4 protein-coding genes and 1 pseudogene are annotated in these 6,591 nt (G+C 38.9%); 1 reads left to right on the top strand and 4 read right to left on the bottom strand.

Annotated elements, in window-relative coordinates; translation table 11 throughout:
* The first annotated feature begins 166 nt into the window (after nt 1–166).
* Nucleotides 167–1,591 carry an alpha-L-fucosidase gene (locus AC1DG9_RS22285; protein ID WP_337717472.1) on the top strand — a complete coding sequence of 475 codons (1,425 nt, stop codon included), beginning with the start codon at nt 167–169 and terminating at the stop codon, nt 1,589–1,591.
* Here the strand turns inward: AC1DG9_RS22285 and AC1DG9_RS22280 are convergent.
* From AC1DG9_RS22280 to ftsY, 4 genes and pseudogenes are all read right to left on the bottom strand, one after another.
* Nucleotides 1,586–2,668, bottom strand: a complete 1,083-nt coding sequence (locus tag AC1DG9_RS22280) for an Ldh family oxidoreductase (protein WP_172659054.1) — start codon at nt 2,666–2,668, stop codon at nt 1,586–1,588. The genes AC1DG9_RS22285 and AC1DG9_RS22280 overlap by 6 nt on opposite strands.
* Nucleotides 2,669–2,676: 8 nt before the next feature.
* Complete coding sequence (gene bshC / locus AC1DG9_RS22275) at nt 2,677–4,263, bottom strand: bacillithiol biosynthesis cysteine-adding enzyme BshC (RefSeq protein ID WP_337717474.1); 1,587 nt, start codon at nt 4,261–4,263, stop codon at nt 2,677–2,679.
* A gap of 46 nt (nt 4,264–4,309) precedes the next feature.
* Complete coding sequence (gene rimO, locus AC1DG9_RS22270) at nt 4,310–5,644, bottom strand: 30S ribosomal protein S12 methylthiotransferase RimO (RefSeq protein ID WP_048903765.1); 1,335 nt, start codon at nt 5,642–5,644, stop codon at nt 4,310–4,312.
* 22 nt (nt 5,645–5,666) lie between these two features.
* Nucleotides 5,667–6,524 (bottom strand): annotated as a pseudogene (ftsY, locus tag AC1DG9_RS22265) (signal recognition particle-docking protein FtsY); the annotation flags it as partial.
* Nucleotides 6,525–6,591: the final 67 nt, after the last annotated feature.

Here is a 6,591-nt window from a genome sequence, read left to right as displayed (position 1 = left end):
AGCCGACCCTGAGAGGGTCAAATTCAATTATTTCATAATTTTATTTCTCTCGGTTATTTTCGAGCCACTTTTTCAGTGCCCATCCATTTAGGGGCCCTCTTTTTTTATATAATTAATATTAAATCAAGGTTGGCAATCGATGGGGATTTCTTTACTTTTAGGGTGCATGAAAAAAAGTATTATAATAATAGGTTTAGTCGCACTTTTTGGCACATCCAAAGCCCAGGATAACGGTGTACATCAACAGTCAACTGTATACGAATGGCCTAAAGATCCTCTGGTTAGCCAAAAACTAGACAAATGGCAGGATCAAAAATTCGGAATGATTATTCATTGGGGGCTATATGCCGTTCCAGGCATTATTGAATCATGGTCTATTTGTTCAGAAGATTGGATCTCAAGAGATAGCACGAGTAACTACGAAGATTATAAAAAATGGTACTGGGGTTTAAGTAAGGATTTTAACCCTGTTAAATTTAATCCAGAACAATGGGCAAAGGCAGGTAAAGATGCAGGCATGCGTTACCTGGTATTTACAACCAAGCACCATGATGGCTTCAATATGTTTGATACTAAAGAGTCAGATTTTAAGATCTCTGCCGGACCATTTAAGGATAATCCTAAAGCTGATGTTGCAAAATATGTATTCGATGCTTTTCGCAAACAAGGCTTTATGATTGGGGCTTACTTTTCAAAACCCGATTGGCATTCTGAATACTATTGGTGGCCAAAATATGCAACCGCGGATAGAAACAATAACTACGATATCAGAAAAAATCCATGGAGATGGAGCATGTTTAAAAAACAGACATTTAACCAGATCAGTGAGTTGATGCATAATTATGGTTCAGTTGATATTCTATGGTTAGATGGTGGATGGGTTAGACCATTAGAAACCGTTAATGAAGAAGTACTTGCATGGGGAATGAAAATTCCTGAATGGAGTCAGGACATTGATATGCCTAAAATTGCCACTATGGCACGTAAAGCACAGCCAGGTTTATTAATGGTAGATAGAACCGTTCATGGGCCTTATGAGAACTATCAAACACCCGAACAAAGCGTGCCAAAAACACAGTTAGCAAACCCATGGGAAAGCTGTATGACCTTAGGCGGTGCATGGGGCTTTGTTCCTAACGATCAGTATAAGTCTGCCACCCAGGTAATTCATACTTTAATTGAGGTGGTGGCAAAAGGAGGCAGTCTGTTGCTGGGAATTGGTCCGAAAGCGGATGGAACTATTCCTCAGGATGCAATATCAAGACTTGAAAACATAGGTAAATGGCTAAATATAAATGGAAAGGCTATTTATGATACAAGAATCACTAAGGAATATCATGATGGTGACACCTGGTTTACCCAAAGTAAGGACGGAAAAACCAAGTATGCATTAACTTGCCTTAAAGATAAAACTCCTGAATATGTAGTTTGGAATGGAAACATACCTGCTAAAGGAACGGCAGTTCAACTAATTCAAACCGGTCAGAAACTTAAATGGGAAAACAAGGGAACTACTGTAAAAGTATGGTTGCCAAAAAATATCCAGAAAGATCTACCAGCATTAGCATTTTCTTTTAAAGGGGCTTTATAGCCCCTCTATTTCTAATTTTTTCGCGAGTTCGTTCAAATCATTAACAACCACGTCAATTAACGGGATACCATTAATTCTACGCTCTTGCTCATAAGCAAATTCCGGTTCTCCCGGAATAATTACCTTTTTATCCGGATCAACAGTTTTAGCACTTTTAAAGCGTTCAATCCAATTGTCAAGATGGTCTTTAAAATCCTGCGCCGGCCTAAAGCCATCAACTCTCATTGCACCAAGAAAATGTCCTATACCTTCTCCAACAGGGTCAGCAGGGGGCTCTAGAAAAGCAACAAATGGCGGTACCCAGGGGCCGTAATTTGCGCCAGACAATACTGCCGATAAAATATCCACAGTAGCACTTAAACCATAACCTTTGTGGCTTCCATGATCTTTGTCGCTACCAAGAGGCAGTAATGAACCACCTTCTTTTAATTGATGCGGGTTTGTTGAAGTATTGCCTGAGGCATCTTGTACCCATCCTTCGGGAATAGGTTGATTTGCTCTTTGAGCAATCTCCAGTTTTCCATTTGCAGCTGCGGCAGTTGCCATATCAACTATAACAGGAGGATATTTACCTGCCGGAAAAGCATAACACATAGGATTGGTGCCTAGCAACCGTTCATTGGCATAAGTAGGCGCAACAAGCGGACTCGCATTAGTCATGCTAATACCAATCATTTCCTCTTCAACTGCCATTAACGAATGATAACCGGCAATACCAAAATGATTTGAATTTTTGACAGCTACCCACCCGCTACCATAAATCCGCGCTTTTTCAATTGCAACTTTCATTGCAAAAGGAGCAACCACTAAACCTAAACCACCATCGCCATCAACCGTGGCGGTTGTAGGAGTTTCATGAACAATTTTTATTACCGGATTCGCATTTATCCGCTGCTTTTCCCACAAACGGACATAGCCGCTTAAACGTGCTACACCATGTGAATCAATACCTCTTAAATCAGATTTTAATAATACATCTGCCGCCAACTGAGCATCGGTTAACGGGCATCCCATTTTTAAAAATACATTCTCTGTAAACTGGCGTAATTTGGTTTCTGTAAAAGTGTAAAAGGTCATCTGATTTTTTAAGCAAAAAGAACTGTAAACTGATGGTCTAAGGGTTTGAAATGGGTGATCAATGAATCAATAAAATCATCACCGTAAAGCACAATCATTGGTGCAATATTAAGTACCCTCTCCTGTAGCACACCCGAAGGGAATAGTTTTTCTTTAAGATTATCTATTTGAGAGAATGAAGTAACATGCTTTCGCTTTTCGGCTCTTAACATCTTTTTCTCCAGTGTAGAGATTAGTTTTAAAGCCTTTGTTTTTGCTGCATCTGCAGATTGAGAAAGGCTTTTGTCTATTTTATAAGCATTAAGCTTTATTTGATCAAAAACAGCTCTTATAGATCGTTCTTCGTTATCAAGAGAGAACTGAAGGTTAACGTGAGATTTAACCCACTCGTTCTTTAGCGCTTCTGGTTCATTAAATAAATTCCTGTGACTAATCCCCAATACTTCCATTCTGGTTTCGCTTCTTTTGTCGATAAGCATAGCTGAATTACGCAATATCAATACAGGGAAATCTATTTTATAATGGTCAAAGTTTGCTTTTAATTGCAGCCAGTAAGTAACTTCCGCCCCACCGCCAATATAGGCTATATTAGGTAGAATCACTTCCTGGTAAACAGGTCTCATTATCACATTAGGGCTAAATCTTTCGGGGTATGAATTTATTTCTTCTTGCAATTCCTCTTTAGTAAAATCAATAGAAGAGTTCATCACTTTGTAACGACCTTTTTCTTCAATAATACGTTCCCTTAAACCATCAATCATATAAAAGAAATTGATCTCTCTTGGGTTAACCTGAGCTTTGTAACCGAGGGTTTCTAACTTAGCATTGGTTTTGCTGATATGCTTAAAGCTATTTTCTTCGGTAATATCTTTATAGATAATCTCAGCAAACTCGCTTTTAAGATTATGGTCATCGGCATCTACGCAAACCAGACCATACTTGCCAAAAAGAGCATCTACCAGTTCACGGGTAGCGTCACTTAACTTTTTGTTTTTAGTATAAGCATGATCAACTATCTTAGAAAACTTAATACCATTTTCGCTTATCCCAAGATATCCTTTATAAGCAGCAAGAGCTTCTGCGATGTCAGAGGTGTCTAGTCTTCCTGTAGCGCCGGCAGCTTTTTTATTCCAGGTAATCATTTTGTCCTCAACCTTAACATGATTGATCTCTTCAAAATCATGATCTTCTGTGGCCATCCAATAAACGGGAACAAAATTGTAATCAGGAAATTGTTGTTTTAAATCACTGGCAAGGTTTATTGCCGTTACTATCTTGTAGATAAAATATAGAGGTCCGGTAAATATATTTAGCTGATGGCCTGTCGTAACAGTAAAAGTTTTCTTATCGGCTAACAGCTCAATGTTGGCTTTTACTAATGACGAAACATGAATTGATGAATATTGTTTTTGTAAAGTGCTAACCAGAATAGCTCTGTCGGCACTAAAATTTCGTTCAGCAATAGCCTTGGTAAAGCCAGTAAAATCCGGTTCATACTTGTAAAAAGGGCTMAGCTTCTCATTTTTTCCGATGTAGTCTAGTACGGTAGAAGAGAACGCATTAGTTTCCTGATAAGAGATGTATTTAGCTTGCATTGCCACGAATTTAAGCTAATAAACTATAAATCTAAATATGAAGCCTTTATTTTACAATCTGTCCATATAGATCGAAATCCTCAGCACGATCAATCTTAACATTTACAAAGGTTCCATTGGCTGCATAACCTGTTGCAGCATCAATTAAAACTTCGTTGTCAACCTCCGGAGAGTCAAATTCAGTACGGCCAATAAAGAAATCACCTTCTTTTCTGTCAACCAAAACTTTATAGGTTTTACCTACTTTATCCTGGTTTATGTCAAAAGAAATACCTTGTTGTAATTCCATAATCGCATCCACACGTGCTTGTTTTACTTCTTCAGGAACATCATCAACTAGATTATGTGCATGGGTTTTTTCCTCATGCGAATAAGTGAAACATCCTAATCTGTCGAAACGGGTTTCTTCTACCCAGCTAAGCATTTCTTCAAAATCCTGCTCAGTTTCTCCTGGGTATCCACAAATTAAAGTAGTACGCATAGCGATGTTCGGTACTTTATCTCTAATCTGATTCACAATGTCGATGGTTTTTTGCTTGGTAATACCACGGCGCATAGATTTTAGCATGTTATCTGTGATGTGCTGCAGAGGCATGTCTAAATATTTGCAAATATTCTCGCGCTCATTCATGGCATCAAGAATTTCCATAGGGAAGCCAGAAGGGTAGGCGTATTGCAACCTGATCCACTCAATTCCTTTCACGTCAGATAGTCTGCGCAATAACTCATCAAGGTTACGTTTTCCATAAATGTCAAGGCCATAATAGGTAAGGTCTTGTGCAATTAGAATAAGTTCCTTGGTTCCGTTGGCAGCTAATATCTTAGCTTCATTCACCAATTCTTCCATATCACGGGATACGTGTTTACCACGCATCAGCGGAATGGCACAGAAAGAGCAAGGTCTGTTACAGCCTTCTGCAATCTTAAAATAAGCGTAATGAGAAGGAGTAGTTAACAGGCGTTCGCCTATTAGCTCATGCTTATAATTTGCACCTAAGGAGTGCAGTAAGTTATTTAAATCGTTGGTGCCAAAGTAGGCATCAACGTTAGTAATTTCCGCCTCTAATTCAGGTTTGTAACGCTCAGATAAGCATCCGGTTACAATTACTTTACCAACTTTTCCTTCATCTTTTAGCTGGCTGTATTGTAATATGGTGTCTATGGATTCTTGCTTTGCATTATCTATAAAACCACAGGTATTGATTACCACAATATCATTTTTGCCAATCTGATTAGACTCATGAACAACATCTAAACTGTTTCCGCGCAATTGACCCATTAGAACCTCAGAATCGTAAGTATTTTTGGAGCAGCCCAGTGTAATTACGTTGATCTTTGGTTTTTTAACGGGGATTATTTTTGTGGAAGTTTTTGTATTCATGTTTTGTAAGTCAGTGAGTGTGCTATTTAAACAAGCTATCAACAAATGCTTTTTTATCAAACAATTGCAGGTCGTTCATGCTTTCGCCAACGCCTATGTATTTTACGGGTATTTTAAATTGATCTGAGATTCCGATAACAACGCCACCTTTAGCAGTGCCGTCAAGTTTAGTAATAGCTAAGGCATTTACATCGGTTGCTTCAGTAAATTGCTTGCACTGTTCAAAAGCATTTTGTCCTGTAGATCCGTCAAGTACCAATAATATTTCGTGCGGTGCTCCAGGGACTACCTTTTGCATCACATTTTTAATTTTACCAAGTTCGTTCATTAAACCAACCTTGTTGTGCAAACGTCCGGCAGTATCAATAATTACAACATCTTCGCCATTAGCAACGGCCGACTGCAATGTGTCGAAAGCTACAGAAGCAGGATCAGATCCCATTGCCTGTGCTACCACACGAACGCCCACACGCTCACCCCAAAGTTTAATCTGCTCAACCGCTGCGGCTCTAAAAGTATCGGCAGCACCTAAAACAACTTTAAGATTTTCTGCTTTAAGTTTATGTGCCAGTTTCCCTATTGTTGTGGTTTTGCCCACGCCATTTACACCAACTACCATAATAACGTATGGCTTGTGGTTACCGTATTCAAAACTTCTGAAATCGTTGCTGTTATTTTCTGCAAGTAACAGTTGAATTTCATCACGCAGCAGATTGTTTAGTTCGGAGGTAGATAAGTATTTGTCCTTTGCTACACGTTTCTGTATGCGATCGATAATCTTTAATGTGGTGGTTACACCAACATCAGAGGTTACCAGAACTTCTTCGAGGTTATCCAGTACATCATCATCCACTGTAGATTTACCAGCTACAGCTTTAGTACCAGAACTTCTTCGAGGTTATCCAGTACATCATCATCCACTGTAGATTTACCAGCTACAGCTTTAG

Source organism: Pedobacter sp. 05L430, assembly GCF_056397585.1.
Note: the sequence above shows the minus strand (reverse complement) of the source record. Positions and strands in the feature narration are given on the sequence as shown.